This window comes from Arthrobacter sp. JSM 101049, from assembly GCF_041679245.1.
Taxonomy (GTDB): domain Bacteria; phylum Actinomycetota; class Actinomycetes; order Actinomycetales; family Micrococcaceae; genus Arthrobacter_H.
Map to the genome: position 1 here is coordinate 23299 of NZ_JBGFFC010000001.1, position 23936 is coordinate 47234.

Annotated in this window: 24 protein-coding genes and 1 tRNA gene; 8 read left to right on the top strand and 17 right to left on the bottom strand. The window is 69.6% G+C overall.

Annotated features, from left to right (window positions below; all coding sequences use genetic code 11):
* Positions 1-7 precede the first annotated feature (7 nt).
* On the bottom strand, positions 8-1615 hold the full coding sequence (locus AB8M85_RS00115) for a carboxyl transferase domain-containing protein (RefSeq protein ID WP_372696743.1): 1608 nt from the start codon (positions 1613-1615) through the stop codon (positions 8-10).
* A 152-nt stretch (positions 1616-1767) separates the two neighbouring features.
* Between AB8M85_RS00115 and AB8M85_RS00120 the strand changes: the two genes are divergently transcribed.
* Both AB8M85_RS00120 and AB8M85_RS00125 read left to right on the top strand, forming a co-directional pair.
* Positions 1768-2454 carry a TetR/AcrR family transcriptional regulator gene (locus AB8M85_RS00120; RefSeq protein WP_372696744.1) on the top strand — a complete coding sequence of 229 codons (687 nt, stop codon included), beginning with the start codon at positions 1768-1770 and terminating at the stop codon, positions 2452-2454.
* A 91-nt stretch (positions 2455-2545) separates the two neighbouring features.
* A complete protein-coding gene (locus AB8M85_RS00125) occupies positions 2546-3010 on the top strand; it encodes a GNAT family N-acetyltransferase (protein ID WP_372696745.1) in 465 nt (154 codons plus the stop codon).
* 84 nt (positions 3011-3094) lie between these two features.
* On the opposite strand, the gene AB8M85_RS00130 is transcribed toward AB8M85_RS00125, so the two are convergent.
* The 3 genes from AB8M85_RS00130 to pdhA are packed head-to-tail and all read right to left on the bottom strand — an operon-like array spanning position 3095 to position 6702.
* Positions 3095-4570 carry a dihydrolipoamide acetyltransferase family protein gene (locus tag AB8M85_RS00130; protein ID WP_372696746.1) on the bottom strand — a complete coding sequence of 492 codons (1476 nt, stop codon included), beginning with the start codon at positions 4568-4570 and terminating at the stop codon, positions 3095-3097.
* Entirely contained in the window at positions 4571-5578 is a 1008-nt protein-coding gene (locus tag AB8M85_RS00135; protein ID WP_372696747.1) for an alpha-ketoacid dehydrogenase subunit beta, read from the bottom strand.
* The gene (gene pdhA, locus AB8M85_RS00140; protein ID WP_372696748.1) at positions 5575-6702 is read right to left on the bottom strand and encodes a pyruvate dehydrogenase (acetyl-transferring) E1 component subunit alpha; all 1128 of its coding nucleotides are present in this window, start codon (positions 6700-6702) and stop codon (positions 5575-5577) included. The genes AB8M85_RS00135 and pdhA overlap by 4 nt, the downstream gene beginning before the upstream one ends.
* Positions 6703-6905: 203 nt before the next feature.
* On the opposite strand from pdhA, the gene AB8M85_RS00145 reads away from it, so the two are divergent.
* On the top strand, positions 6906-7367 hold the full coding sequence (locus AB8M85_RS00145; RefSeq protein ID WP_372696749.1) for an Lrp/AsnC family transcriptional regulator: 462 nt from the start codon (positions 6906-6908) through the stop codon (positions 7365-7367).
* A gap of 114 nt (positions 7368-7481) precedes the next feature.
* Here the strand turns inward: AB8M85_RS00145 and AB8M85_RS00150 are convergent, their stop codons facing one another.
* Together AB8M85_RS00150 and AB8M85_RS00155 are read right to left on the bottom strand one after the other, a co-directional pair.
* Positions 7482-9119 carry a cation acetate symporter gene (locus AB8M85_RS00150; RefSeq protein WP_372696750.1) on the bottom strand — a complete coding sequence of 546 codons (1638 nt, stop codon included), beginning with the start codon at positions 9117-9119 and terminating at the stop codon, positions 7482-7484.
* On the bottom strand, positions 9116-9427 hold the full coding sequence (locus tag AB8M85_RS00155; protein WP_372697678.1) for a DUF485 domain-containing protein: 312 nt from the start codon (positions 9425-9427) through the stop codon (positions 9116-9118). The genes AB8M85_RS00150 and AB8M85_RS00155 overlap by 4 nt, the downstream gene beginning before the upstream one ends.
* A gap of 354 nt (positions 9428-9781) precedes the next feature.
* Here AB8M85_RS00155 and AB8M85_RS00160 point away from each other — a divergent pair, with 354 nt between their 5' ends.
* The 4 genes from AB8M85_RS00160 to AB8M85_RS00175 are packed head-to-tail and all read left to right on the top strand — an operon-like array spanning position 9782 to position 13588.
* Positions 9782-10969 (top strand): sensor histidine kinase, encoded by a 1188-nt coding sequence (locus AB8M85_RS00160; protein ID WP_372696751.1) that lies wholly within the window; start codon positions 9782-9784, stop codon positions 10967-10969.
* A 35-nt stretch (positions 10970-11004) separates the two neighbouring features.
* Positions 11005-11721 carry a LytR/AlgR family response regulator transcription factor gene (locus AB8M85_RS00165; protein WP_372696752.1) on the top strand — a complete coding sequence of 239 codons (717 nt, stop codon included), beginning with the start codon at positions 11005-11007 and terminating at the stop codon, positions 11719-11721.
* A gap of 56 nt (positions 11722-11777) precedes the next feature.
* Positions 11778-12104: a hypothetical protein gene (locus AB8M85_RS00170; protein WP_372696753.1), complete on the top strand. Its 327-nt coding sequence runs from the start codon at positions 11778-11780 to the stop codon at positions 12102-12104.
* On the top strand, positions 12101-13588 hold the full coding sequence (locus AB8M85_RS00175; protein WP_372696754.1) for a cation acetate symporter: 1488 nt from the start codon (positions 12101-12103) through the stop codon (positions 13586-13588). Before AB8M85_RS00170 ends, AB8M85_RS00175 begins: the two co-directional genes overlap by 4 nt.
* Positions 13589-13615: 27 nt before the next feature.
* Here AB8M85_RS00175 and AB8M85_RS00180 read toward each other — a convergent pair whose 3' ends face one another.
* From AB8M85_RS00180 to rpsB, 6 genes are all read right to left on the bottom strand, one after another.
* Entirely contained in the window at positions 13616-14200 is a 585-nt protein-coding gene (locus tag AB8M85_RS00180; RefSeq protein ID WP_372696755.1) for a DivIVA domain-containing protein, read from the bottom strand.
* An 81-nt stretch (positions 14201-14281) separates the two neighbouring features.
* The gene (locus AB8M85_RS00185) at positions 14282-15241 is read right to left on the bottom strand and encodes a phosphatidate cytidylyltransferase (protein WP_372696756.1); all 960 of its coding nucleotides are present in this window, start codon (positions 15239-15241) and stop codon (positions 14282-14284) included.
* Complete coding sequence (frr, locus tag AB8M85_RS00190; RefSeq protein ID WP_372696757.1) at positions 15241-15798, bottom strand: ribosome recycling factor; 558 nt, start codon at positions 15796-15798, stop codon at positions 15241-15243. The genes AB8M85_RS00185 and frr overlap by 1 nt, the downstream gene beginning before the upstream one ends.
* Positions 15799-15883: 85 nt before the next feature.
* Positions 15884-16603: a UMP kinase gene (gene pyrH, locus AB8M85_RS00195; RefSeq protein ID WP_372697679.1), complete on the bottom strand. Its 720-nt coding sequence runs from the start codon at positions 16601-16603 to the stop codon at positions 15884-15886.
* 180 nt (positions 16604-16783) lie between these two features.
* On the bottom strand, positions 16784-17623 hold the full coding sequence (gene tsf / locus AB8M85_RS00200; RefSeq protein ID WP_372696758.1) for a translation elongation factor Ts: 840 nt from the start codon (positions 17621-17623) through the stop codon (positions 16784-16786).
* Between the two features lie 121 nt (positions 17624-17744).
* Positions 17745-18650, bottom strand: a complete 906-nt coding sequence (gene rpsB / locus AB8M85_RS00205) for a 30S ribosomal protein S2 (RefSeq protein ID WP_372696759.1) — start codon at positions 18648-18650, stop codon at positions 17745-17747.
* A gap of 410 nt (positions 18651-19060) precedes the next feature.
* Between rpsB and AB8M85_RS00210 the strand changes: the two genes are divergently transcribed.
* Entirely contained in the window at positions 19061-19648 is a 588-nt protein-coding gene (locus AB8M85_RS00210) for a murein hydrolase activator EnvC (RefSeq protein WP_372696760.1), read from the top strand.
* Here AB8M85_RS00210 and AB8M85_RS00215 read toward each other — a convergent pair.
* From AB8M85_RS00215 to AB8M85_RS00235, 5 genes are all read right to left on the bottom strand, one after another.
* Complete coding sequence (locus AB8M85_RS00215; protein WP_372696761.1) at positions 19608-20828, bottom strand: glycosyltransferase; 1221 nt, start codon at positions 20826-20828, stop codon at positions 19608-19610. The two genes, AB8M85_RS00210 and AB8M85_RS00215, sit on opposite strands and share 41 nt — an antisense overlap.
* An 88-nt stretch (positions 20829-20916) precedes the next feature.
* A tRNA-Ile gene (locus AB8M85_RS00220) sits at positions 20917-20990 on the bottom strand.
* 81 nt (positions 20991-21071) lie between these two features.
* The gene (locus tag AB8M85_RS00225) at positions 21072-22262 is read right to left on the bottom strand and encodes a glycosyltransferase (RefSeq protein ID WP_372696763.1); all 1191 of its coding nucleotides are present in this window, start codon (positions 22260-22262) and stop codon (positions 21072-21074) included.
* 76 nt (positions 22263-22338) lie between these two features.
* The gene (locus tag AB8M85_RS00230) at positions 22339-23247 is read right to left on the bottom strand and encodes a DMT family transporter (protein WP_372696764.1); all 909 of its coding nucleotides are present in this window, start codon (positions 23245-23247) and stop codon (positions 22339-22341) included.
* Entirely contained in the window at positions 23235-23855 is a 621-nt protein-coding gene (locus AB8M85_RS00235; RefSeq protein WP_372696765.1) for a CDP-alcohol phosphatidyltransferase family protein, read from the bottom strand. The genes AB8M85_RS00230 and AB8M85_RS00235 overlap by 13 nt, the downstream gene beginning before the upstream one ends.
* Between the last annotated feature and the right edge of the window lie 81 nt (positions 23856-23936).

The window sequence follows — 23936 nt, forward strand, 5'->3', positions numbered from 1 at the left end:
CGCGGGGTCACATCCTGAAGACGCCGAACGAGGTGTCCGGCAGGGGTTCGGTGGCACAGACGTCCAGGGCGAGGCCGAGTACCCGGCGGGTGTCGGCGGGGTCGATGATGCCGTCGTCCCAGAGCCGGGCGGTGGAGTAGTACGGGTTGCCCTGGGTTTCGTACTGCTCGCGGATGGGGGCCTTGAAGGCCTCCTCGTCGGCGTCGTCCCAGGTGCCGCCGGCGCGTTCGATCCCGTCGCGCTTGACGGTGGAGAGCACGGAGGAGGCCTGGTTGCCGCCCATGACGGAGATCCGCGCGGCCGGCCACATCCACAAAAAGCGCGGCGAGTAGGCCCGCCCGCACATCGAGTAGTTGCCGGCGCCGAACGAGCCGCCGATGACGACGGTCAGCTTCGGGACCCGGCAGGTGGCCACGGCGGTGACCATCTTGGCGCCGTTCTTGGCGATGCCGCCGGCCTCGTAGTCGCGGCCGACCATGAACCCGGAGATGTTCTGCAGGAACACCAGCGGGATGCCGCGCTGGTCGCACAGTTCGATGAAGTGCGCGCCCTTGAGCGCGGATTCGGAGAACAGTACGCCGTTGTTGGCCACGATGCCCACCGGGTGGCCGTGGATCCGGGCGAACCCGGTGACCAGGGTGGTGCCGTAGTTGGCCTTGAACTCGTGGAATCCGCTGCCGTCGGTGATGCGGGCGATGACCTCGTGGACGTCGTAGCGGCCGTTGACGTCGACGGGGACCGCACCGTAGAGCTGTTCGGGGTCCGCCACGGGTTCGCTGGCCCCGGTGACCTCCCAGGCCGGAGGCGCCGGGGGCGGCAGGGTCACGACGATGTCGCGGACGATCTGCAGGGCGTGGGCGTCGTCCTCGGCGAGGTGGTCGCTGACGCCGGAGGTGCGCGAGTGCAGGTCGGCCCCGCCGAGCTCCTCGGCGGTGACGACCTCGCCGGTGGCGGCCTTCACCAGCGGGGGTCCGCCCAGGAAGATGGTGCCCTGGTTGCGCACCATCACCGTTTCGTCGCTCATGGCCGGCACATAGGCGCCGCCGGCGGTGCAGGAGCCCAGGACGGCGGCGATCTGCGGGATCTTCCGTGCCGAGAGGTTGGCCTGGTTGTAGAAGATGCGCCCGAAGTGGTCGCGGTCCGGGAAGACCTCGTCCTGGCGGGGCAGGAATGCTCCGCCGGAATCGACCAGGTAGATGCACGGCAGGTGGTTCTCCAGGGCGATCTCCTGGGCCCGCAGGTGCTTCTTGACCGTCATCGGGTAGTAGGTGCCGCCCTTGACGGTGGCGTCGTTGGAGATGACCAGGACCTGGCGGCCGTGGATGAGCCCGATCCCGGTGATGATCCCGGCGCCGGGGCATTCGCCGTCGTACATCCCTTCGGCGGCCAGCGGTGCGATCTCCAGGAACGGCGAGCCCTCGTCCAGCAGGGCGTCGACGCGTTCGCGCGGCAGCATCTTGCCGCGGTCGGTGTGCCGGCGGCGTGACTTCTCGCTGCCGCCGCGGGCGACCGTGTCCAGCCGGGCCCGCAGGGCGTCGACGAGCGTGCGCTGGGCGGTCTCGTTCTCGGCAAAGGCCGGAGCCGCCGGGTCCAGGTGGGAGGCCAGGGTTTCCATGCGTGTGCTTCCTCGGCGTCGTCGGGAGGGCCACGGGAACTCGCCCCGGCCTCGTTGAGTTAATAGGTACTAACTGAAATAGACGTTAGTATCCATTAACTGGAATGTCCAGTGCCGATTGTGTGCTGGCCCACGTCGTCAGGAGGCGCCCCGTGCAGCACGACCCCCGTCCCGCGGGCGGACACGCCGGAGCAGGCCACGGCTGGCCCGCGGGCGAACCCGGCGAGGTCCCGGCCGTCCCGCTCGCCGCGCCGACCGGACGCAGCCGCGCCAAGGCCACCCGCCGCTCCACGCTGCTGGCAGAGGCCGCCCGGCTCTTCGCCCAGCACGGCTACCACGGCGTCTCGATCGAGGACCTGGGCTCGGCCTCGGGCATCAGCGGGCCGGCCGTCTACCGCCACTTCCCCGGCAAGGCAGCCGTGCTCGGTGCCCTGCTCACCGATGTCAGCCACGACCTGTACGACGGCGGAAGCGCGGTGGCGCGCGCCGGCGGCACCCCCGCCGGGGTGCTGGCCGAGCTCGTGGGCTTCCAGGTCGACTTCGCGCTCGGCCACCGCGACGTCATCCGCGTCCAGGACCGCGACATGGCCAGCCTCTCGGAGGCGGACGCGGCCACCGTGCGGCGCCTGCAGCGGGCCTACATCGAGGTCTGGACCGCCCAGTTGCGCCTGCTGCACCCGGACGAGGACGAGGCCGCCGCGCGCTTCCGGGCCCAGTCCGTGTTCGGCCTGATCAACGCGACCCCGCACTCGGCGCACCGTTCGGCGGTGGACCCGGCGGCCCGGCGCCGCCGGCTGGTGGCCATGGCACTGGCGGCCCTGCAGGCCCCGGTGCGCTAGGACGGGCGACACACCGGTAGTCTGGTGGGGATCACGTCCGCCATCCGGACCGTGAAAGACCACCGACATCGTTGTCTAGAGAGGTACGACCGTGAAGCTTCGTGCAGTCGAGCCCGCGGACCTGGACTGGTTCTTCGAGCACCAGCAGGATCCCGAGGCCAATGTGATGGCCGCATTCACCGCCAAGAACCCCGCGGACCGCGGGGTGTTCAACCACCACTGGTCCTCGATCCTCTCCGATCCGGACGTCACCGTGCGCACCATCGAGCAGGACGGCAAGCCGGTGGGCAACGTCATGGCCTACACCGCCGACGACGGCGTGGAGATCGGCTTCTGGACCGACCGCGCCTACTGGGGCCAGGGCGTCACCACCTCCGCCGTGGACGAGTTCCTGCAGGAGATCACCGCCCGCCCGATCCGCGCCCGCGTGGTCACCGACAACATCGGCAGCCAGAAGGTGCTCGAGCGCCGCGGCTTCACGGTCGTCGGCGAGGTCGACGGCTTCGCCAACGCCCGGGCGGCAGTGGTGAAGGAATACATCATGGAACTGGCCTGAGGCCGGTTTACGGCCCACAAGGGTGAAAGGGAGGCGCCCGGCGGTGATCCGCCGGGCGCCTCCCTTTTTTTCGTGTGCCTGCCGTTAGAGCATCGTGATGAGCATGCCGGGATCGGCCATGATCGTGCCGACATCGGCCAGGAACCGCGAGCCCTGCTCCCCGTCGACCAGCCGGTGGTCGAAGGACAGGCTCAGTGTGGTGACCTGGCGCAGCACGACCTCGCCGCGATGGCCCCACGGCTGTTCGCGGACCTGGCCGAGCGCCAGGATGCCCGCCTCGCCGGGGTTGAGGATCGGCGTGCCGCCGTCGATGCCGAAGACACCGATGTTCGTGATGGAGAACGTGCCCCCACGCAGATTCTCCGGGGCCGTCTTGCCCGCCTTGGCGGTTGCGGCCAGCTCGCCCAGCGCAGTGGCCAGGGCACGGAAGTCCAGCCCCTGCGCATCCTTGAGGTTGGGCACCATCAGCCCGCGCGGCGTCGCCGCGGCAATGCCCAGGTTCACATAGTTCAGCTGGACGATTTCCTGCGCCTCGGCGTCCCAGCGCGAGTTCAGCGTGGGCTGGCGCTCCAATGCGATGCACACGGCCTTCGCCGCGATCGTCAGCGGCGTCAGCTTCACGTCCCGGTAGGCACGGTCCGCGCGCAACCGCTCGAGCAGCTCCATCATCGGCGTCACGTCGATGGTGAGGAACTCGGTGGCGTGCGGCGCGGTGAAGGCGCTGTCCACCATCGCCTGTGCGGTGTGCTTGCGGATGCCCTTGATCGGGGTGCGCACCTCCCGCGGGCCCCCGCCCAGGGTCCGCACTCCCCCGCCAGCCTCGGCGGCCTGGGGGGACACTGCAGCCGACGGTGCCGCATCCTCGTGGCGTGCGCCCTGCTCCTGGGCCGCGGTGACATCATCGCGGGTGATCAAGCCGTAGGGGCCGGTTCCCGTGACCCGTTCGAGGTCGATGCCCAGGTCGTGGGCGAACTTGCGCACCGGGGGCGTGCAGCGCGGCCGCTCCCCTGTCCCGGTGGCCGGTGCGGAGGGTGCGGGCGCGGAGGGCTCCGCCGCCCGCGCGCTCTCCTGGTCCGGTGCGACCGGTTCCGCCGGAACCGGCGCGCCGGTGGCCCCCGCCGCGGAACCAGCAGCAGCGGCCGTCGTCTCCGCTGCCGCGGCGTTCGGGCGCGGTTTCCGGGCCGGGCGCTTGCCGGTTTCCACTGCGGCGCCGTAGCCGACCAGGGTCGGTTCGCGCTGGGCCGGGCCCCCGGAAGCCTCCTCGGCGGCAGCCGGACCCGCGTCGTCGGCACCATCGTCGTCGGCACCGTCGCCGGGGACGTCGAAGGTCACGATCGGATTGCCGACTTCCACCACGGTGCCGGGCTGCTCGTGCAGTTCGGTCACGACGCCGGAGTACGGGCTGGGCAGTTCAACCACGGCCTTGGCGGTTTCCACCTCGGCGATGACCTGGTTGAGCTGGACGGTCTCGCCGACGGCGACCTTCCAGTTGACGATTTCGGATTCTGTCAGTCCTTCGCCGAGGTCGGGGAGCTTGAAAACCTTCAACACGGTACTCATCTAGCCTTCCAGGGAGCTGAGGGAATTGGGGCGGTCCATCGCCCGGTCCACCCCGTCGAGGATGCGGTCCAGATCGGGAACGTGGTGCATCTCGAGCTTGGAGTAGGGGTAGGGGATGTCGAAGCCGGTCACCCGCACGGGCGCGTGCTCGAGGTGGTAGAAGCAGCGTTCGGTGATGCTGGCGGCGATCTCGGCCCCCAGGCCCAGCGTCTGGGCCGCCTCGTGGGTGACAACCAACCGCCCGGTCCGCTTCACCGATGCCTCCACGGTGGCGTAGTCGACCGGGGAGAGCGAGCGCAGGTCGATGACCTCGACCGAGATGCCCTCGTCCTCGGCGGCGGTGGCCGCGTCCAAGGCGGTCTTCACGAGGGCGCCGTAGGCCACGAGCGTGACGTCGGATCCGGCCCGGCGCACCACCGCTCGGTCCAGCCCGGGGCCGGTGACGCCGGCGTCGAGGTCGACCTCCCCGCGTTCGTGGTAGCGGCGTTTGGGCTCGAAGAACACGACCGGGTCGTCGCAGGCGATGGCCTGCTGCAGCATCACGTATGCGTCCTGGGGCGTGGAGGGGACGACCACCCGCAGTCCAGCGGTGTGGGCGAAGTAGGCCTCCGGCGATTCGGAGTGGTGCTCGGGCGAGCCGATGCCGCCGCCGAAGGGGATGCGGATCGTCAGGGGCATGGAGACCTGGCCGTGGGTGCGGAAGTGCAGCTTGGCGACCTGGCTGACGATCTGGTCGAAGGCCGGGTAGACGAAGCCGTCGAATTGGATCTCCACCACGGGCCGGAAGCCGCGGTAGGCCATGCCCACGGCGGTGCCGACGATGCCCGATTCCGCCAACGGGGTGTCGATGACCCGGTGCTGGCCGAAGTCCTTCTGCAACCCGTCGGTGATGCGGAAGACGCCGCCGAGCTGGCCGATGTCCTCGCCCATCAGCACGACCTTCGCGTCGGCTTCCATGGATTGGCGCAGGCCCGCATTCAGGGCCTTGCCGAAGGTCAGCGTGCTCATCGCGCTCCCCCTTCCGTCGCCGATCCGGCCTCGGCGAATTGCTGTTGGTAGAGCGCGTAGTGCTCGCGTTGGCGCTCCAGGGTGGCGTGCGGCTGCGAGTAGACGTTCTCGAACACGTCCATCGGGTCGGGGTCCTCCAGCCCGATGATCGCCTTGCGGAGCTTGCCGGCCACGGCATCGGCGACGGCGGTGGCGGTGGCCTTCAGCTCAGCGGTGTCGACGCCGAGCCCGTCCAGGTGCTTCTCGATGCGTTCGATCGGGTCCTTGGCCGCCCAGAGGTCCAGTTCGTTGGCGTCGCGGTAGCGGGTGGGGTCATCGGCGGTGGTGTGCGGGCCCATCCGGTAGGTGACCGCCTCGATGAACGTCGGGCCGTTTCCAGTGCGGGCCCGGTCCAGGGCGATGCGGGTGGCGGCCAGGCAGGCCAGCACGTCATTGCCGTCCACGCGCAGGCTCGGGATCCCGAAGCCCACGGGCCGGTCGGCGATGTGCGTGTTGCTCTGCAGCTGCACCGGTTCGGAGATGGCCCAGTGGTTGTTCTGGCAGAAGAAGACCACGGGTGCCTGGTAGCTGGCGGCGAAAACCATGGCCTCGTTGACGTCGCCCTGGCTGGTGGCCCCGTCGCCGAAGAAGGTGATCGCGGCCTGTGATCCGCCGTCGTACTTGATGCCCATGGCATATCCGGCGGCGTGCAGGGTCTGGGCGCCGATGATGATTTGCGGCGTGGCCATGTTCTTGCCGAAGGGGTTCCATCCGCTGTAGGCGTTGCCGCGCCACACGCGCAGGATGTCCTCGGCCTCGACGCCACGGCAGTAGGCCAGGCCGGTCTCGCGGTAGGAGGGGAAGATGAAGTCGTCGTCTTCGAGGGCGCGTCCGGCACCGATCTGGGCCGCTTCCTGGCCCAGCAGCGGCGGCCAGAGGGCGAGTTCGCCCTGGCGCTGCAGTGCGGTGCCCTCCTGGTCGATCCGGCGGATGGCCACCATGTCGGTATACAGGCGGCCCAGCACCCCTGCGTCGACGTCGGTGATCCAGGGGTCGAATTCCTCGTGGGGGGCGCGCCGTCCGTCGGGATCGATGAGCTGGATCAGCCCCGCGTCCTGACCGCCCGCTGTCTGTGGCGTGTTCATGGTCTCCGCTGCGTCCTTCGTTGTTCGTCGGCCGACTCGCCGGGTGCCGGATGGGTCATCCACCGCCCGTGCGGCAGGCCCGGCATCCTCGTCGCGCCTGTACTGTGACGATACTCACAAGACGCAGCCCGCACAACCATGTGCTTCCTGGTTGAGCAGAGTGCCCAATCGCTGTCGTTGCCTACCTGATAACCTTGTGCATTATGAGCGACTTGGATGAGACCGACCGCCGGCTGCTCGACGCGCTCGTGCGGGACCCCAAGGCCACGACCGTGGCCCTGGCCGCCACCCTGGGCCTGTCCCGGAACACCGTGCAGGCCCGGATGACGCGGCTGGAGAACCATGGCGCGTTCCTCTCGTTCGAGCGCCGCATCAACCCGGCCGCCCTGGGCTACCCGTTGACCAGCTTCGTGCACATCCACGTGGAGCAGAAGAAGCTCGGCGAGATCACCACCGCCCTGGCCCGGATCCCCGAGGTCGTGGAAGCCCACGGGCTCAGCGGAACGGCGGACATCCTGGCCAGCGTCGTCGCCCGCGGGGCGGAGGACCTCTTCCGGGTCCACGGCGCCATCCTGGACATCGACGGCATCGAACGGGCCGACACCTCGCTGTCAATGGCCGAGCTGATCCCCCACCGCATGCGCCCGCTGCTGGGGAACCGGTAGCCGCGGGCCGCCGACCGGCAGCGCCTTGGCGCCCGGGCACGGCGAAGGGGCCGGATCCTCGGATCCGGCCCCTCGTCGTCGTCCCCCGGGTGGTGGGGTGCGATCGACCCGCGGCTAGTGCTCGACGGCCTTCTCGGCGCCGACACCGGTGAGCGAACGGACCTCCATTTCGGCCTGCTTGGCCGGATCCTCCTTCGTCTTGCTCAGCACGGTGCCCAGCCAGCCCAGCAGGAATGCCAGTGGGATCGAGATGATGCCCGGGTTGCTCAGCGGGAAGATCGCGAAATCGGCCCCGACGATCATCGACTTCTCGGTGCCGGAGACCACCGGCGAGAAGACGATGAGCAGGATCGCCGCGGCCAGGCCGCCGTACATCGACCAGACCGCGCCCTGCGTGGAGAAGCGCTTCCAGTAGAGCGAGTAGACGATCGTGGGCAGGTTCGCCGAGGCCGCTACCGCGAAGGCCAGGGCGACCAGGAACGCCACGTTCTGCCCCTGGGCGCCGATGCCGCCCAGGATGGCCAGGATGCCGATGACGACCACGGTGCGCCGGGCGACCTTCATCTCCTTCGCCGGGGTCGTCTTGCCCTTGGCAATGACGTTGGCGTAGATGTCATGGGCGAACGAGGCCGCCGCGGTGATCGTCAGCCCGGCAACCACCGCGAGGATGGTCGCGAAGGCGACGGCGGAGATGACCCCGAGCAGAATCGGGCCGCCGAGTTCGAACGCCAGCAGCGGTGCCGCCGAATTCACGCCGCCGGGGGCGTTGGCGATCCGTTCCGGGCCGATGAGCGCACCGGCGCCGTAGCCGAGCACCAGGGTGAACAGGTAGAAGGCGCCGATGAGCCAGATGGCCCAGACGACCGACTTGCGGGCCTCCTTGGCGGTGGGGACCGTGTAGAAGCGCATCAGCACGTGTGGCAGGGCGGCGGTGCCGAGCACCAGGGCCAGGGCCAGGGAGATGAAGTCGAGCTTGGAGGTCTCCGAGGCGCCGTACTTCAGGCCCGGATCCAGCAGGGCCGGGTTGTTCGCCGTGGCGACGGCGTCGCCCATGAGGCTCGAGAGGTTGAACCCGTACATCGAGAGCACCCAGATGGTCATGATGAACGCACCGGCGATGAGCAGGCACGCCTTGATGATCTGCACCCAGGTGGTGCCCTTCATGCCGCCGACCAGTACGTAGACGATCATCAGCGCGCCGACGACGGTGATGACCAGCGATTGGCCCAGCCGCCCGTCGATGCCCAGCAGCAGCGAGACCAGGGCCCCGGCCCCGGCCATCTGCGCCAGCAGGTAGAACAGGCACACCGCCAGGGTGGTGATGGCCGCCGCGATGCGGATCGGGCGCTGCTTCAGACGGAAGGAGAGCACGTCGGCCATGGTGAACTTGCCGGTGTTGCGCAGCATCTCGGCGACCAGCAGCAGGGCCACCAGCCAGGCGACCAAGAAGCCGATCGAGTACAGGAAGCCGTCGTAGCCGTTGATGGCGATGGCCCCGCAGATGCCCAGGAAGGACGCGGCCGAGAGGTAGTCCCCGGCGATTGCGGTGCCGTTCTGGGTCCCGGTGAAGGACCGCCCGCCGGCGTAGTAGTCGGCGGCCGTCTTGTTGTTCTTGCTCGCCCGCAGCACCACCACGAGGGTGACCCCGACGAAGAGGGCGAAGATGCCGATGTTGACGAACGGGTTGCCCACCGAGGTGGATTCCGCAGCTGCCGCCAGCGGCACCGCGGCGGTCGTGGCCAGGACGGTCATTTCAGGTCTCCTTCGTCAACGGTGGCCTCGAGCCGCTCGCGCAGGGCGGTGGCCTTCGGGTCCAGTTTCTTGTTCGAGAAGTGGACGTAGGCGGCGGTGATGCCGAACGTCGAGACGAACTGCAGCAGCCCCAGGACCAGCCCGACGTTGATGTTGCCCGCCAGCTTGATGGACATGAAGTCGTGCGCATAGTCGGCCAGCAGGACGTAGGCGAAGTACCAGACCAGGAACGCGATGGCCATCGGGAAGACGAAGCTGCGGTGCGTGCGGCGCAGTTCCTGGAACTCGTCGCCGGCCTGGACGGCCATGAATTCCGCGGCGGCCTCGTCCGGGTGGCTGCCGGTCCGGACCCCGGCGTCGACGCCGGGGCCAGCCAGGTCCTCCGGGATCGGCTCGGGGGTGGTGGGGTGTGCCATTTTTTCCTCCTCAAAGTGGTGGCACCGTCCGCCGCTGCCGCGGTGTCGTCCACGGGCAGCGGGCGGAGGGGTGACTTCCATCACTCTCGGGGACGCCCCCGCGATAGTGAAGTGCGTCACCGGTCCGGGTGGCCCAACGGTGTCGGCCATGCGCCGAGCGGTCGGCCCTCCCGGCGAACGGTCATCCCCCCGGTGCCACGCGAGGGGCCTCCGGGCCGGGCGGCAGCGTCCGTCTAAGCTGTCTGCATGCTGTCCCTCGCCACCCAGACCATCCTGATCATCGCGATCCTGACGATCTCCGTGGCCGTGGTGTGCTACCTCGGGTTCCGCATCCTGCGCGCCTCCCGCGACCTGGGGACCGACGCGGACCGGGCCACCTACGAGACGCTGCACCGGGTCTCGCAGGCGGCCCCGCATTTCACCGCCGGCCTGCAGGCCGAGGGCGCCTCCCGGGCGGCCCGGCACCTGCGGGACGTGCTCGGGTGCGAGGGGCTGGCCATCACCAGCACGACGGCGGTGCTCGCCCTCGATGGGCCGCTCGCCGACTCCGGTGGCCCCGGCAGCGCCGAGCTCGAACACCACGCGGCCCAGGCGGTCCGGGCCGCCCGCACCCAGGTGGTCCGTGGCGGTGGCGTGGACGGGGTCTACGCGCCGATCCTGGTGCGTGGCAATGCGGTGGGCACCGTGGTCGCCCTGGCCCCGCGGGCGAATGCCGGGCTGGTGCGGGCCACCAGCGAGGTGGCCGCCTGGGTCGCCGCGCAACTGGGCCTGGCCGAGCTGGACGAATCCCGCGCCCTGCTGATGGAGGCCGAGGTGCGCGCCCTGCGGGCGCAGATCAGCCCGCACTTCATCTACAACAGCCTCAATGCGATCGCCTCCTTCATCAACACCGACCCGCAGCGGGCCCGGACCCTCGTGGTCGAATTCGCGGACTTCACCCGGTATTCGTTCCGCCGGCACGGGGATTTCACCACGCTGGCCGAGGAGCTGCAGGCGATCGACCGGTATCTGCTGCTGGAAAAGGCGCGGTTCGGCGACCGGATCCGCGTCTCGCTCTCCATCGCCCCCGAGGTGCTCAGCACCGTCATCCCCTTCCTGTCCCTGCAGCCGCTGGTGGAGAACGCGGTCCGGCACGGCCTGGAGGGCAAGGCCGGCGGCGGGCTGATCGGCATCACCGCTTCCGATGCGGGCGCCTTCGCCGAGATCACCGTCGAGGACGACGGGCTGGGCATCGACCCGAAGGCGTTGCGCGCCGTCCTGGCCGGGACCGCCGACGGGGTGCACGTGGGCCTGCGCAACGTGGACGTGCGCCTGCGCCAGCTCTACGGGGACGGCCAGGGCCTGGTGGTGGACACCGCGCCGGGGGCCGGGACGCTGATCACCCTGCGGATCCCCAAGTTCCAACCCGGATACGACGCCGGACCGCCCGCCTAAGTGCCGCAGGTCACCCCGGTCCCTAGACTGGGGGCATGATCAATGTCGTCGTCGCCGATGATGAGCTGCCCGCCGTCGAGGAACTGGCCTTCCTGCTCGACGGCGATGCCCGCGTGGGCCAGATCCACCGGGCGACCTCGGGGGCCGCGGCCCTGAAGGCCCTGGAGGAATTCGATGTCGACGCCCTCTTCCTGGACATCCACATGCCCTCCCTGTCGGGGCTGGACATCGCCCGGGTGATCTCGCGCTTCAGCCGGCCTCCCGCCGTCGTCTTCGTCACCGCCGACGAGGCACAGGCGCTGGAGGCGTTCGAGCTGGCGGCGGTGGACTACGTGCTCAAGCCGATCCGCCCCGAGCGGCTGGCCGAATCGGTCCGCCGGGTGTGCGAGCTGCTCCAGGACGGTCCCGCCGAGCCGGAGGTCGTCACCGTGGACCAGGGCGGGATCACCAAGATGATCCGCCGCGACGAGATCCGCTACGTCCAGGCCCAGGGCGACTACGCCCGGCTGCACACCGCCGACGCCAGCTACCTCATCCGGGTCCCGCTCAACGACCTGGAGCAGCAGTGGGGCCCGGCCGGCTACCTGCGCATCCACCGCGGCTACCTGGTGGCGATGTGCCGCGTCGAGAAGGTCAGGATGGCCCCGGGCAAGGCGGCCGTGGTCATCGGCGACGTCGAGCTGCCGGTCAGCCGGCGCGCCCTGCCCCTGCTGCGCGAGCAGCTGGCAGCCAACCGGATCCGGCCGCTGTGACCGGGTCCGGTACGCCGCGGCCCGGAGACCTTCCTCCCGCTGCGGGGCGGGTGCGCGTGACCGCCCCGGAGGGCGCGCCGCTGGGTTTCGCCCGGCGCCGGGCCGTCGACGACCCCGCCGCCGAGTTCTACGTCAGGTCACTGATCCGGTCCCAGCTGCGGCTGTCCCTGTCGGTGGCGTTGGGCTTCCTGCTGCTGCTGCTCTGCCTGGCCGTCGTGGTCGCGGCGTGGCCGCAGATCCATGCCATCCGGATCCTGACGGTCCCGCTGCCGTGGATCGTGCTGGGGGTCGGGGTGTATCCGATCATCCTGCTCGGCGCCTTCCTGTACAACCGCGCCAGCGCCCGCTACGAGGCGCGGTACCGGGACGTGACCGGCGAATGAACGCGGGCACCTCCCTGGCGGCGATCGCCGTCGTCGTCCTGTCCACGGTACTGATCGCGGTGCACGGACTGCGGCTCTCGCGCACGACCGGCGACTTCTACGTCGCCTCGCGCACGGTGCGGCCCTGGTGGAACGCCTCGGCCATCGGCGGGGAGTACCTCTCGGCGGCCAGCTTCCTGGGCATCGCGGGGCTGATCGTGGTCTCCGGCCAGGACGCCTTGTGGTTTCCGATCGGCTATACGGCCGGCTACCTGATGCTGCTGCTCTTCGTGGCCGCCCCGTTGCGCCGCTCCGGGGCCTACACCCTGCCCGACTTCGCCCAGACGCGCCTGGGCAGCCGGGTGGCGCGGCTGGTCACCAGCGTGCTGGTGGTCGTGGTCGGCTGGCTCTACATCGTGCCCCAGCTGCACGGGGCGGCCCTGACGCTGGGCATCACCACCGGGTTGCCCGGGTGGCTGGGCGCCGGGCTGGTCATGACGGTGGTCTGCCTGACCGTGCTCGCCGGCGGGATGCGCTCGATCACCTTCGTGCAGGCGTTCCAGTTCTGGATCAAGCTCGGCGCCCTGGCCGTGCCGACAGTGTTCATGCTGCTCCAGCTCGGGGTGGCCGGGCGCTCCCCCACCGGCAACGGCCTGGCCTTCGACCTGCCCCAGGCGGCCATCGGCACCTCGGGGATCTACGGGACGATCTCGTTGATCGTCGCCCTGTTGTTCGGCACTCTGGGGCTGCCGCACGTGCTGGTCAGGTTCTACACGAACCCCGATGGGCCCTCGGCCCGGCGGACGACGGCGATCGTGCTGGGGCTGCTCTCGGTGTTTTACCTCTTCCCCACCGTGCTGGGGGTCCTGGGCCGGGTCCACCTGCCCGAGTTGGCCACGGCCGGCAACGCGGATGCGACCGTGCTGCTGCTGCCGGCGCGGATCGTGGGCGGGACGGCCGGCAACCTGTTGACCGCGGTCGTAATCGGCGGCGCGTTCGCGGCGTTCATGTCCACCACCTCGGGACTGGTGGTCTCGTTGGCCGGGGTGATGAGCCAGGACCTGTTTGGCGGCACGGTGCGCGGGTTCCGCTATTCCACGGTGCTGGCCAGCGTCATCCCGCTGCTGCTGGCGCTGGGCACCAACACGCTGGCCCTGGCAGGGGCCATCGGCTCCGTGTTCGCCTTCACGGCCTCCACGCTCTGCCCCTTGCTGCTGTTGGGGATCTGGTGGCGCGGGCTGACCGCCGCCGGGGCGGTGGCCGGGATGCTGGCCGGGGCCGCGGGCTGTGCCGTCTCGATGCTGGCCGCTTCCCTGCTGCCCGGTTTGGAGGGGTTTGCGCGCGACCTGGCCGTGCAGCCGGCCGCGTGGACGGTCCCGCTGGCGTTCCTGGTCACCGTGGTCGTCTCGCTGTCCACCGCGGGGCAGTCCCCACGGACCACGACGGCGGTGATGGCCCGCCTGCACGCCCCCGAACGGGTGGGCGCGGCGCCGCCGCGCCGGTAGGCGCAGCAGGGGCGGGCAGGGCGCCCGTCAGTCGATGGAGGCCATCAGCTCCACGACGCGGTCGAGGAAGGCATCGACCTGGCTCTCCTCGTAGCCGTCCTGGCCCACGGCCTCGCGGAACGAAGCCCGGCGGACGGCGTCGACGCTCATCGGCACGTCCTGCTCGAAGTACTCCAGCAGCTGCCCGCACAAGGTGTCGACGTCCTCGACGTTGTAGCTGGGCACGTTGCGGCGGCTGGGGCGCCGGAACCGCTGGCCGGGCTCGCGGTGGAGCCGTCCGCGCAGGATGGCCGAGAGGTGGCCGACCTGTTCGAGCCACGCGTCCTCGCCTGCGGTCTCGATCAGCGCGTCGCGCTCCCGCTGGGCGAAGACGTCCTCGAGGCGGTCCAGTGCCGCATCGACGTCCTGCGCCGCGTAGCCGCCCTTCTGCGGTTCGAAGGAGGTGCGGCGGACCAGGTGGCTGGTGACCACGCTCTCGTCGTCGCCGGTCCCGTTGTAGGTGGCACGGGCCCGGGCCAGGAAGTGGTCGACCTGCTTGACGTTGTAGCCGTATTCCTTGGAATCGACCCGTTCGAAGGGGGTCTGGGTCTTCTGCTGGGTTTCCTGGCTCACTGAACTTCCCTCAAGCTTGCATTGCACATGGCGAACATTTCCCCGGCTGTCTCGTCGGACCACCGCATTACAGCAACCATCTTAGGGCAGCGGGAGCCCGATCACGCGGTCCGCCCCGGGCAGCAGCAGCACCGAGATGATGTATCCGACGGGCATCGAGAACACCACAGAGTCCAGCCGGTCCATCACGCCGCCGTGGCCCGGCAGCAGGTTGCTCATGTCCTTCAGGCCCAGTTCGCGCTTGACCATGGACTCGGCCAGGTCCCCGGCGGTCGCTGCGGCCACCGTGGCCAGGGCCAGCGGGACGCCGATCCACCAGGGCTGCCCGAGCAGGAACGCCACGCAGGCGATGCCCACGGCGATCGCGCCGGCGCAGGATCCGGCGAAGCCCTCCCAGGACTTCTTCGGGCTGATCTTGGGGGCCATCGGGTGCTTGCCGAAGAACGCGCCGACCAGGTAGCCGAAGGTGTCGTTGGCCACCACGAGCAGCAGCACCATGGCCACCAGCATCCGTCCATGGTCCTCCTGCAGGAGCAGGACGGCGAAGCTGATCAGGAACGGGACCCACAACACGACGAAGGTGGAGGCGACCACCGAGCGGAACGCCCCGGCCGCGCCTTCGACCAGCCGCCAGACGAGCACCAGCAGGACGCTGCCGGCCAGGGCGAACCCGAGCGCTTCCGGTCCGCCGAAGTAGGCGGAGAAGGGAAGGACGATCCCGGCCACGGCCAACGGCGGCAACGGGACCTCCGTCTTGGCCGAGATGAGGGCGCGGCTGACTTCCCAGGAGCCGATGACCGCGAACACGGCGACGATCCCCACGAAGGCCAGGGGAACGAAGAACAGCCCCAGCAGCACCGCGGCGAGCAGGACGAGGCCCACGCCGATGGCCGCCGGAAGGTCCCGGCCGGCCCGCGAGGGCTTGGCGGCCCGCTGCTCGCGCAGCTGGCGCCGCGAGAGCGGTGCCGGTGCCGCGGAATGGGCCCCCGGCGCTTCACCGTGGCCGCTGGCGGCGCCGTCGGGTTGCGTCGGAGTGGGCATTAGACGTCCAGCAGCTCAGTTTCCTTGCGCTTGAGCAGCTCGTCGATGGAATCCGTCGCCTTCTTCGTCAGCGCGTCGAGGTCCTTTTCCCCGCGTGCGCCGTCGTCCTCGCCGACGTCTCCGTCCTTGACCATCTTGTCCATCGCGTCCTTGGCCTTGCGGCGGTGGTTGCGGATGGCCACCTTGGCATCCTCGCCCTTGCCCTTGACGATCTTCACGTATTCCTTGCGCCGCTCGGCGGTGAGCTCGGGCAGCGTGACGCGGATGACCTTGCCGTCGTTGGACGGGTTGGCGCCGATCTCCGAGTCGCTGAGCGCCTTCTCGATTTCGCGCAGCGCCGTGACGTCGTAGGGGGTGATCAGGATGGTCCGCGCGTCCGGGACCGCGAAGGAGGCCAGCTGCTGCAGCGGCGTCGCCGAGCCGTAGTAGTCCACCAGGACCTTGGAGTACAGCCCCGGGTTGGCCCGCCCGGTGCGGATCGTGGCGAAGTCCTCCTTCGCCGCCTCGAGGGTGCGCTCCATCTTCTCGTTGGCGTCCTGCAGGGTTTCCTCGATCACTACTCTCTCCTTATGATTCCGGGCCCGACAGGGGGTCCGGGGTGGGTTCCACGCTCAGCATTCATCCTATGCCACGGCGCACCTGCTAGACGGTGACGCGCGTGCCCAGGGCCTCGCCGCGGATGGCGCGGGTGACGTTGCCGTTGCCTTCCATCCCGAAGACCATCATCTCCAGGCCGTTGTCCTTGCACATGGTCATCGCCGTCTGGTCCATGACGCGGATGTTCTTCAGCAGGGCCTCGTCGTAGGTCAGCGTCGCCAGCCGCTCGGCGGTGGGATCCTTCTTCGGGTCGGCGGTGTAGACGCCGTCCACGCCGCTCTTGGCCATGAGCACGACGTCGGCACGCACCTCGAGGGCGCGTTGCGCGGCCACCGTATCGGTGGAGAAGTACGGCAGCCCGGCCCCGGCACCGAAGATGACCACGCGGTCCTTCTCCATGTGGCGGATGGCCCGGCGCGGGATGTAGGCCTCGGCAACCTGGGCCATGCTGATCGCGGACTGCACGCGGGTTTCGACGCCGGCCTGCTCCAGGAAGTCCTGCAGGGCCAGGCAGTTCATGACCGTCCCGAGCATGCCCATGTAGTCGGCACGTGAGCGGTCCATGCCCGACTGGGAGAGCTCGGCGCCCCGGAAGAAGTTCCCGCCGCCGACGACGATGGCGGTTTCGACCTGCCCGACGGTTGCGGCGATCTGCTCGGCGACGCCGCGCACGGTCACGGGGTCCACGCCGAGCTTGCCGCCGCCGAAGACCTCGCCGGAGAGCTTGAGCAGGACCCTGCGGCGGCTCCCGGCCTCGGTGGTGATCTGCGTCGGTTCTACCTGTTGGGTTGCTTCCACGGTGGGCCTCCTGTCGCGGACCGGGGTCCGCCGTCGTGCTGGGTTTCTGGAATGGTCTGGGCGTGGCAAGGGGGCGGCCACCGTAGTGGTGGCCGCCCCCTTGTTCACTGCCGCATGGGCGGGCGGAATCCGGCCGCCGTTTAGCTGCTAGGAGCCTACGCGGAAACGGGCGAACCCGGTAGCCGTGACGCCGGCGCCCTCGAGCACCTTGCCCACGAGCTGCTTGGAGTCCTTGGCGAACGGCTGGTCCAGCAGCACGATCTCCTTGAAGAACCCGGTCAGGCGGCCTTCGACGATCTTCGTGAGCGCGGCTTCCGGCTTGCCTTCGGCGCGGGCGGTCTCGTCGGCGATGCGGCGCTCGTTGGCAACCGTCTCGGCGGGGACGTCCTCGCGGGTCAGGAAGGTCGGGGCCAGTGCCGCGGTGTGCACGGCGACGTCGTGGGCGACGGTCTGGGCGGACTCGCCGGTGCCGTCGACGGCCATGAGGACGCCGACCTGGGCCGGGAGGTCCTTGGAGGTTTTGTGCAGGTAGGCATCGACCGTGGCGCCTTCGAGGCGGGCCAGCCGGCGGACGACGACCTTTTCGCCCAGGATGGCGCCTTCCTCGACGACGACGTCGGACAGCTTCTTGCCGTCGACGTCGGCGGCCAGCAGGGCGTCCAGGTCGGCTGCGCCGGTGGAGACGGCCACGTCCAGGACCTTGTCGGCCAGGGCGATGAACTTGTCGTTCTTGGCGACGAAGTCGGTTTCGCAGTTGACCTCGATCATGACGCCGACGGTGCCGTCGACGACCTTGGCGGCCACCAGGCCCTCGGCGGTGGAGCGGCCTTCGCGCTTGGTGGCGCCCTTGAGGCCCTTCACGCGGATGATCTCGATGGCCTTCTCGGCATCGCCGTTGGCCTCGTCGAGGGCCTTCTTCACGTCCATCATGCCTGCGCCGGTGCGCTCGCGAAGCGCCTTGATATCAGCGGCGGTGTAGTTCGCCATGTGCAACCCCATTCTCAGTGGTGATCTAGCTTGTTCCCACGGGCCGTCCGCGGGGGACGCGGCCCGGTTTGAAGGGAGCCGGCGGGCCGTGTGGCCCGCCGGCTCCAGTAGCCCTACGTTGTTACTTGGCGTCCTCGGCCGGGGCTTCGGGTGCTGCCTCGGCGGCCGGGGCTGCCTCTTCGGCGGCGGGTGCCTCGGCGGCGGCCGGTGCCTCTTCGGCGGCGGCCTCGGGGGCTGCTGCTTCGGCGGCAGGCTCCTCGGACTTGCCCTCGAGCAGGTCGCGCTCCCACTCGGCCATCGGCTCGGCGGCGGCCTCGGTGGTGCCGTTCTGCTTGTTGCTGCGGGCGATGAGGCCCTCGGCAACGGCGTCGGCGACGACGCGGGTCAGCAGATTGACGGAGCGGATGGCGTCGTCGTTGCCCGGGATCGGGAAGTCGACTTCATCCGGATCGCAGTTGGTGTCCAGGATGGCCACGACGGGGATGTTCAGCTTCTGGGCCTCGTCAACGGCGAGGTGTTCCTTCTTGGTGTCGACGACCCAGAGGAGCGACGGTGCCTTGGTCAGGTTGCGGATGCCGCCCAGGTTGGTCTGCAGCTTGGTGAGCTCGCGGCGCATCAGCAGCAGTTCCTTCTTGGTGTACATCGAGCCGGCGACGTCGTCGAAGTCGATCTCCTCGAGCTCCTTCATGCGCGAGACGCGCTTGGAGACCGTGGCGAAGTTGGTCAGCATGCCGCCGAGCCAACGCTGGTTCACGTACGGCTGGTTGACGCGCGTGGCCTGCTCGGAGATGGCCTCCTGGGCCTGCTTCTTGGTGCCGACGAACAGCACGGTGCCGCCGTGGGCGACGGTGGCCTTGACGAACTCGTAGGCCCGATCGATGTAGGACAGCGACTGCTGGAGGTCGATGATGTAGATGCCGTTGCGCTCGGTGAAGATGAAGCGCTTCATCTTCGGGTTCCAGCGACGGGTCTGGTGTCCAAAGTGGACGCCGCTGTCGAGCAGCTGGCGCATGGTTACGACGGGCATGTCGCAACTCCTTCCGGCGGTAGCAGTCCGATCCCCGGGGGGATCGCGGTAACCACCTGTTGTTTCGGTTCTCTGGCGTTCCGCCGGTTGGCGGCGCCCCTGGCAGTGCCCACCGGTGGCGGTCCCGGCCGCCTACCGGGTTTCCGGACCGTGGGCGGCTGGTTCCATCCGCCGTTGACGCCGTCCGGGGACGACGGCGGTGGATGGAGGTGCACTGCGCGAAGTCAGTTCCGGTGCCTGCGACCCATGGGCATAGGTCATCGACGCACAGAACTGCGGTTACCAGTGTACTACAGCGCCGTCGCCGCACCGACCGCCCTCGGCTCCTCCACATGCGCCGGTTCCGGGGCGTTTTCCACCGGCTGGATCCGCGCCGCCTCTGCCCCCGGGGAGGTGGGCAAGATCGGATCATGACGAACCCCTTCAGGCAACGAACCTGCGGCATCCTGGTGGTCGCCGCGGCCCTGGCGCTCCAGGGGCCGGGAGCAGCCGGCGTCCCGGCGCCACAGGCCGCTGGCCCGGTGGAGCCGGTGGCGGCCGTCTCCACCGACGACGGGCTCCCGTCCCCTGTCGGGGCCTGGCATTGGCCGCTGGGCGGGCCCGAGGGCCTCCTGCAGGGGTTCGATCCCCCGGCAACGCAATGGGGCGCGGGGCACCGCGGGGTCGACCTGCGGGCAGCAAGGGGAACGCGGGTGCGCTCCCCCGCACCGGGGGTGGTGGCTTTCGTCGGCACCGTGGTCGACCGCCCGGTCATCACGGTGGACCACGGCGACGACCTGGTCTCCAGCTTCGAGCCAGCTGTGGCCGGCCTGTCGGTCGGCCAGGCAGTCGCCCGGGGCCAGGTGGTGGGGACAGTGGGTACCGGCGGGCACTGTTCCGCAGTGTGCGTGCACTGGGGCGTGCGCCGTCACGGCGCCTACATCGATCCGCTCTCGCTGGTGATGGACCGGCGGCCGTCTATCCTGCTTCCGGTCCCCCCGGGTTCGGACCGGCCATAGCCCGGCGGTAGACATCGACCATCCGGGCGGTTTGCCGGCTTTGCAGGAAGCGTTCGGCCTGCACGGGCCCGTCCGGCTCCCGGCGCCCCTGGCGCAGCTCCGCGGTGGCAGCGGCCAGCGTGCGGGCAAGCCCCTCGATGGTGTCGTCTGCGGTGAGCCAGAGCAGGTCCTCGGGCAGGTCGGCGGCGATGCGGTGGTCGCTGAGTATGGTCGGGGTGCCCAGGGCAGCTGCCTCGTACACCGTCATGCCCTGCGTCTCGAAGCCCTGCGAGGTCTGGACCAGGGCGTCGCTGCGGCGCAGTTCGGCCAGCATCTGCCCGTAGGGCACCCGTCCGCGGAAGGTGATCGAAGCAGCAGTGATGTCGACGGCGAGGCGTTCGGCACGGTGGCGCTCGGCCCCGTCCCCGAAGACCTGGACGTCGGCGCGGATCCCCGAGGATGCCACGGCCTGCAGGAAGGGGATCAGCCGCTTCTCCGCGCTGAACCTGCCGATCCAGGTCAACACCGGACGCTCCCGCGGGCAGCGGTCGCGGGGCACTGCGAGCAGTTCCCGCGCCACATCGTCATCCAGCCCGGTCGGGATGACCTCGGCCTTCCAGCACACGCCGTGGTCCTGGAGCAGCTCCGCGAAGTGCGTGGAGGGGGCGGTGACCGCTGCGGCCCGGGCGGCGAAGCCGCGCAGGTAGGCCCAGGCGTCGGCCGGCGCGGGGGCGCCGGTCCGCAGCACCCGCCGCTGCATGAGCCCGAAGCCGCGTTGGAGGAGTCCGGGCAGTGGCATCGTCGCCTGGAGGCCGGCTTCGACGTGGTTGTGCATGGTGTGCACGACCGGCACGTCGAGGATCGCGGCCGCCGCGTAGCCGACGACGGCACCCCAGAAGTCTGCCTGGACGTGGATGACATCCGGTGCCCCGCGTTGGCGCAGCCCGGTGACCACGGTGTGGATGGTGCGGCGCGATGGCAGGCTCAGGCCGTATTCGCCGGGCCCCAACGGCAGGGTGGGCATCGTGAGCACGTCGGGATCCGGTGCCGTGTGACGCGGGCGCAGCCCGGGCGAGACGATCGTGACGCGGTGGCCGGCGCGCTGCAGGAACTTGCGCTGCAATTGAACCGAGGTCTGCATTCCGCCCAGGGTCCGGGGATGCTGGTCGGCGAACATCGCAATGTGTAGTGCACGGTTCATGCTGGACCTCCGGATCGGGGCCCGGCTTCCGGACCTGTGCCGTGGACGTGGATCCGGCCGGCGCGCCGCTGCGCACCGGCCGGGTGGGTAGGGCGAGTGGGGCTTGAACCCACGACCCAGGGATTATGAGTCCCTTGCTCTAACCAACTGAGCTATCGCCCCGCGCGGCCGCCGGCCACTGGCATGGCGGCCCTTGCCATCCTAATGGAAACCCCGGGCCGGGCCTTCTTTCCGCGCCGGTGGTCAGCCCGGCAGGAAGTCGTCGGCGTCGGCCCCACGGTAGAGCGCCTCGAAGATGTCCATGGATTTGGCCTCGCTATGCTGTTCGGCCTTTTGCAGACCTGCCGCACCCATCCGGGCCCGCCCCTCGGGGTCGAGGGCGAGGATGGTGTCCAGCTTTCGGGCGAGGTTGGCGGCATTGCCGGGTTCGAACAGGTAGCCGTTGACGCCGTCGTCCACCAGGTGCGGCAATGCCATGGCATCGGCGAGGACAACGGGGGTCGAGGCCGACAGCGCCTCGAGGGTTACCAGCGACTGCAGCTCCGCGGTCCCGGGTTGGCAGAACACGTCGGCCTGCAGGTAGGCGGTGCGCAGCGCGCTGTCGTCGACGTGGCCGGTGAAGTGGACACGGTCCGACAGCCCGAGCTCGGCGGCACGTCGCTCCAGCGGCTCGCGTTGCTCCCCTGAGCCGATCACGGTCAGGTGCGGTGCCGGTGAGGAGGTGGTCAGACCCAGTGCCTCGATGAGGACGTTGACATTCTTCTCCACGGCCAGCCGGCCGACGAACAACACCATCGGCCAGGGTTTCCGCTCCACGTTTTCGCCCGCCTCCAACTGGTAGTTGGCGGCGTTGATGCCGTTGGACAGCGGCAGGACCTTGCGCAGGCGGGCGTGGCGCATCATGGCGCGGGCGGCCAACGGGGTGGGTGTGGTGACGACTGCCGCCTTGCCCATGATCTTGCCCATGTCCCGCCAGGAGTTGCGAGCGACAATGCGCTTGAACCACTTCGGGAAGGGCAGGAACGGGTCCAGGTTCTCGGGCATGAAGTGGTTCGTCGCAATCGTCCGGATCCCTCGGCGGGCGGCCTCCTGCACGGCGGCCTGGCCCACCATGTAGTGGCATTGGACGTGCACGACGTCGGGCTTGACCTCGTCGAGGATGCGGCCGATGTCCGGCTTGGCTTCCCACGGCAGGCACAGGCGCAGCGTCGAGGCGGTGGGTTGGCTATGGGATTTCAGCCGATGCACGGTCGCCTCGACACGCTGCTCGACGATTCCGGGTCCGTTGACCTCGCGGGCGGCAACGACGTGCACGGTGTGGCCGCGGTTGGCCATGGCCGTGGCCAACCGGTGCGAAAAAACCGCGGCCCCGTTCACGTCCGGCGGATAGGTGTCCGCGGCGATCAGAATGGTCAGGGGGTGGTCACCGCTCACTGGGGGCTGGCTCCTGCTGCTTGTGGTTCGGACGGCTGGTTCGGGCACTGCGTCTGCACTGGGCGGCGGGCCGGTCCTAGCTTCCCGACGGCGCTTGCCGGCGTCGTGCTTCTTCCTGTCGCTGGAGGACATCTGGATGATGCCGCGACAGCGCGATGACTCCAACGATAGCAATGAGGGCGGCCGCGACCATGGACATCGCCACGACGGGATGCACGTCGGGTCGCAGCTCCCCTAGGATGCCGATGCCGATGGCGATGCCGATCATCGGGTCGATGACGGTCAATCCTGCAATGACGAGGTCCGGAGGACCACTCGAATAGGCGTTCTGCACGCAGTAGGTGCCCAGCAGGCCGGCCACGGCGACGGCGAGGATGACGTACCAGGCGATGTTGCCCAGCAGCTTCCCGTTGGGGTCCAGCAGGCCGATGGCGATGGTGCGCACGAGCACGGCGACGAATCCGAAGAGGACGCCGGCGCCCATGATGTAGATGAAGGCACCCGTCCGGTGCCGGAACACCACCAGGATCCCGATGAGCAGCGCGGTGACGACGGCGAGCAGCAGCACGGTGGCCAGCTCCTGGGGCCGGCTGATTTCGTGCGTGGCAACGGTGACGTTGATGGCCAGCAGGACGAACCCGATGCTTCCGCTGATGCAGGCGGTGATGGCGAGCACCGTCGGCCGGTTGATCCGGATGCCCTGGTCGCGGGCATTCACGACCGTGGTGATCACCAGCGCGATTGCCCCGATGGGCTGGACGACGGTCAGCGGCGCCGTGGCCAACGCGTAGACGTTCAGGACCATGCCGATGCCCATCAGCAGCAGGCCCGCCAGCCAGCGGGGGTTGGCCAGCATGCGCAGGATGCCCTGCGAGGAGACGGCCAGCCCGCCGCTGCTGGCCCGCACTGCGCTTCCCTGGCGCTGGGATCCAAAGGCCAGGAAGAAGGCTGCGGCCACGGCGCAGCAGACTGCTACCCAGACCATGTTCCCCCGGATCGCAGCGTGCGCGCCTTGCGCCGGGCCTGTCGGAAGTAGATGACGGCGGCCACCACATGCAGCAGGCAGCCGATGCCCAACAGCAGCGTGGCCAGGGCCTGCAGGGTGTCGCTCTCGCTGGCGTCGACCTGGCCCAGTAGCAGCAGGGGTGTGCCGACCAGCAGCAGGGCGGTACGGATCTTGCCCAGCGTGTTCACCGGCAGGTTCGGGCTGCCGTGGAACAGGACCAGGGCATTGACGATGAGCACCGCATCGGGGATCACGATCGAGTAGACCAGCCAGGCCGGGGCGATGCCGTCCACGACGAAGACGATGACGACCACGATCAGGGCCACCCGGTCGGCCACGGGATCCAGCCACTTGCCGACCGTGGAGATCTGGTTGAGCCGCCGGGCCACGTAGCCGTCGATCCAGTCGGTGCCGCCGAGAATGACCAGGACGATCGTGGCCCAGGCGTAGTGGTCGGCGACGACGGCCACCACGAAGACCGGGACCAGCCCGAAGCGCAGGACGGTGATCAGGTTGGGCAACGTCCAGAACGTTTCCAGCTCGCGGTACTCGATGTCATCGCGGCCGCCGGCACCGATGATCCTCACGCGCGCTTCCCCTTTCCCCGCCGTCCGTGGGCCGTGCACCGGCCCGGTGTTGCCGTCCTGGCTGCGTCCGGCCGGGAGGCG